Origin of the sequence: Bradyrhizobium sp. Ai1a-2 (assembly GCF_000426245.1) — a bacterium.
In the GTDB taxonomy this organism is placed as follows: domain Bacteria; phylum Pseudomonadota; class Alphaproteobacteria; order Rhizobiales; family Xanthobacteraceae; genus Bradyrhizobium.
The window spans coordinates 1-3,665 of the sequence record NZ_AUEZ01000189.1 but is presented as its reverse complement, the minus strand read 5'-3'; the positions used below and the strand labels follow the sequence as shown (position 1 = coordinate 3,665).

The 3,665-nt window shown below is 56.0% G+C and carries 3 protein-coding genes and 1 pseudogene; 2 read left to right on the top strand and 2 right to left on the bottom strand.

The genetic code is table 11. The annotated features are described in order from the left end of the window. Positions 1-590: 590 nt before the first annotated feature. Positions 591-1,517, top strand: a complete 927-nt coding sequence (locus K288_RS53295) for a hypothetical protein (RefSeq protein ID WP_152535980.1) — start codon at positions 591-593, stop codon at positions 1,515-1,517. An 8-nt stretch (positions 1,518-1,525) separates the two neighbouring features. Here K288_RS53295 and K288_RS55380 read toward each other — a convergent pair whose 3' ends face one another. Continuing rightward, positions 1,526-2,131: a transposase gene (locus tag K288_RS55380; protein WP_244443487.1), complete on the bottom strand. Its 606-nt coding sequence runs from the start codon at positions 2,129-2,131 to the stop codon at positions 1,526-1,528. A gap of 1 nt (position 2,132) precedes the next feature. Between K288_RS55380 and K288_RS49015 the strand changes: the two are divergent. Then, a pseudogene (locus tag K288_RS49015) lies at positions 2,133-2,573 on the top strand (transposase); the annotation flags it as partial. A gap of 127 nt (positions 2,574-2,700) precedes the next feature. On the opposite strand, the gene K288_RS0142835 reads toward K288_RS49015, so the two are convergent. Then, on the bottom strand, positions 2,701-2,985 hold the full coding sequence (locus K288_RS0142835; RefSeq protein ID WP_027556198.1) for a DUF3892 domain-containing protein: 285 nt from the start codon (positions 2,983-2,985) through the stop codon (positions 2,701-2,703). Between the last annotated feature and the right edge of the window lie 680 nt (positions 2,986-3,665).

Genomic DNA, 3,665 nt, shown 5'->3' with positions numbered 1-3,665 from the left:
ATCAATCTTCCAGAGGCGAAAATACTTGCTCATCGCCGCCAATAAAATCAGACTCCCACCCAATTGAACAGGGACTACTCGGACAGGCTCCTAGGCAACGTGGTGGATGCGTTCGTCAGGCCGGGTCCGTTGCCCGGCTCATCGAAAGGAAGTTTGGAGGAGAATATCGGAAAGCTTGAAGGGATTGATCACTGATCCAGCCCACTCCACATGATGCAGTTCTTTTCTGGACGGAAGGTGTGTTCGAGCTGACGAGCGAAACTACGCAACTGTCATTCGCATAATTCGTTATGGAATATCGTGCCCTGATCCGAGTGATGCCCACCGAAGGTAGATGATCGCTTCATATACATCGGTTTCGTCGTTTTTCCAGTCAGACGACATTGCATGCCCTTACAATTGGGCTGTTTCGTACTGGCGGCCCCATTATCTCGCTGGTCGATCAGCAGAGCGCGTTGAGCACTTTAGCAAATTCGCGATGCATTGGATTTGAGGCCTTGGCAGATTACGAATGTAACGCAATATCGATTCATCTGGCCCCGCTTACATTGTAGCTTAGGTTCGTAGAAAACAGCACGTGAGTCTGATCAATGGATCGAGATAGGCAGCAGGCGGGCGAACCTGAAAGCTCAGCTCGTGATGGCGGCACTGCCACACGAATAAATGACTTGCCGCGCGAGGTGATGGACGAAGTGGCAAAAGGTTTAACCACCGACGATCCGGTTGAAACAGCAAACAACCTTACGAACTTTAAACTCATCGACCGCTCAACACGAGACGCGCTTCAAACAGGCCCAGTTGGGGTATTTCACGCGCGGCTCAACCGGCTCGGTACCTCGGCCAAGGCCTTGTATGACGCCGAAAAGCCCGACAATGGATTGCCTCCAGCTCATCCCCTCGACGACGCATTTCATCGGGCTGACGCTATCGCGCCAATACTTAAATTCCAATCTGCTACGCGGAAATCTGCCACAGTCGATCACATTCTCAACGTATCTCATGCAAGTAGTAACCCTGGGGCGATCCTAGCCTTAGCTCGTCACCTTGGTGACCTTGACCACGTCAATAGAAGGCGCCTCCTTGACCAAGCGATCGACTCGTTCAAACAGGATCATCCATCATACGATTCTGCAGGTCACCGCAACGCAGCCATGGTCCTTATATCGGCACATGATCACTTGGATGCAGAGCAAAAAGTGCGGATTTATGATGCATTGATAGATCATCCGGAACTTAATAACCTCCTTGCTGGGTATGGCGAACATCTTGGGCCCATCCGGAATGGCCCTCCATCCATGAATGTGGTGCAGCAAGGTTCAGATTTGGACAGGAGCATCGATGCAATTGAGGAAGCATCGCATAGGCTGCCGCCAAACAGCGCAAACGATCTCGCGGCGGGCGTGCAGCGTGTATGGGCGATTCGTAAAATCGGAACGTCCATGACGGACGCCTACAGTGGCGCGCGAGCGGAATTAATTGGTTCTGTCAGGAGCAGAGGACACGACGTCGGCCGGTGAACCTCGTCCTAGACGCTGTCCGAGATGTCGTTACCATCTAAAGCAGCGGAGTCACTGCAAGCCTCCAAACAGAGCGGCATTGCGGTTCCGATCGGCGTTTGGTTGCGGCGGCGGCGCGGCGATATGGCCTGTCCCGCGCTCTGCCGGTGACGATTGGGCGAAGAGTCTTCGCAGCGAACCGGACCCAATCCGAGGTTGGCCTTGTCAGAGTAGTTGTGACCGAGGACGGGTTGAAATGGACCCCGGTTTTGGGACCAGAGGCTAATAAGACCCAGATAGGCGCCGACGCTTGATGCCGATCGGAAGCGCGATGGATCATCGATCGTATGCCGGAACGTCAAGGCAGTCACCACGCCAACACCAGGAACGGTCATTAGGCGACGCGTCGTCTCATCCGACTTCGCCAAGCGGCGGACTTCATTGTCGAATGTGCCCTGCTGCTTGCAGATCTGCTCATGGATCGACAGAAGCGGTGCGATCGCGCTGACGAGCTGATGATCTTCACCCAATAGCTCGCGAACCTGATTGCGGAATTGCAGTCCGATCGCACGGGGGAACAGCAAGCCGTATTCTTTGATGAGACTGCGGACCTGGTTCTCGATATCTCGACGAATGGCCACGACCCGCAGACGACGCGCTGAAAAGGCCGACGCCCAGAATCTTAAGCGGATTCCGTCGGCCAGAACGATCGCGCGCCTCATGACAATCGGGCGGGACGTACTCACAAAAGCGGAGACCGTCACGGTCGCGGCGATCGAGGCTGGCGTGCCAAACCTGGTCGACGCACGCGAAATCATCGCCGAATTCCACTTGATCATCCGGCGCAAGGCGGAGGCGCGACTCGCGCCATGGATCGAGCGCGCTCGCGCCAGTCTCGTAGCCTCGTTCGCCAACGGAGTCGTCAAGGATGAAGCCGCCGTTCGGGCAGCAATCACTTCGCCGTGGTCGAACGGGCAGACTGAAGGTCAGATCACGCGCCTCAAGCTCGTCAGACGTCAAATGTACGGCCGCGGGAAAATCGATCTGCTTCAAGCCAGACTAACTGGTGCAGAATAATCAGAGCTGCACCAAGATTGCAACCACACCTTGCGTAAAAACGGTGCTAAGAAACGTTCTTCACAAACGACTACCAAGTCAACGTGCGATTGACCGTGCGACGAGGGGCGAAAGATGTTACTGAAAATCACGGACACTCAGCGAGCAGAAGAAGATTGTTGGGTTGAATGTCGTCCGCCGACGTTTTGATGTACTTGTGTCCCTCGTGCGTGGCCCGGACCACATCAACCCTGCGGCCGTTTTCTTCGACATAGAACTCCCATTCGTCGCTCTCGATATCTTTGATAGCCTGATCGATGGATCGCTTCCACGGCGTCCCGTCGGGGTTTGCTCCCCCAACATGTGTGATTCTTTCGTGAGGGCTCTTTCTATCCGTCTTGTTGACGTAGCGAATGCGTGCGCGTTTAGACATGCTAGTCTCTCCTATATCTGCAAGGCTAAGTGACAGCTTAGACTTCGGCCTGGACAAGGCAGCCCACCAATCCTGGTGGGTGCTTGGGAGCCCTTTCGCCAATACAGCTTCGAGGGCACGCCCATGGACCACCTCAGAGCGGGCCGTGCCGGTCAGCTTTGCCATTCAAGGTGGCAAGGTTGGCCACCAAAGTTAGCGGCGCGTGGCAGGGACAGCGCTGGCGTGCTCGCGACGCCCCAAGCGCCGAGTCACATTGCTGCTAACTTCACTGGCAGCGCGAGCGCGGTAGGGACAGCGTCGGCTACGACGACCCCCGGTCGACGCCGAGTCGCGCTCGCGCTGCTTCAATTGCGAGGATAGCTCATTGTGGGCGAGCTATTTGGCTCTGCTGAACAAGCGATCTAATACGGCGCCTGGGTCGCTAAGGATATCGCCAGCGATCCCGATTACGACCGTGGTGCGGGCACGGTCGTAATCGTGGTTGACGCCTCCGGTGCAGAGATCGCGGCGCTGGCGGAGGAGGGGCGGGCGGAAGTGGTGGAGGTGAGGGGATAGCGGGATGTCGTCTGCATCAATGAAAGCTAACTGCATATTTCACTGATGATGAGCAGCGATTTCGCGCGATCATGAGCGCTGAATTCAGACGATCGTGAGCAACTCGCTCCGGCCGAGGCGGTGAT

Bases quoted from the DNA above. Each gene is read 5' to 3' on its own strand.
- K288_RS53295 (WP_152535980.1), top strand. From the start codon at position 591: ATGGATCGAGATAGGCAGCAGGCGGGCGAACCTGAAAGCTCAGCTCGT.
- K288_RS0142835 (WP_027556198.1), bottom strand. From the start codon at position 2,985: ATGTCTAAACGCGCACGCATTCGCTACGTCAACAAGACGGATAGAAAG.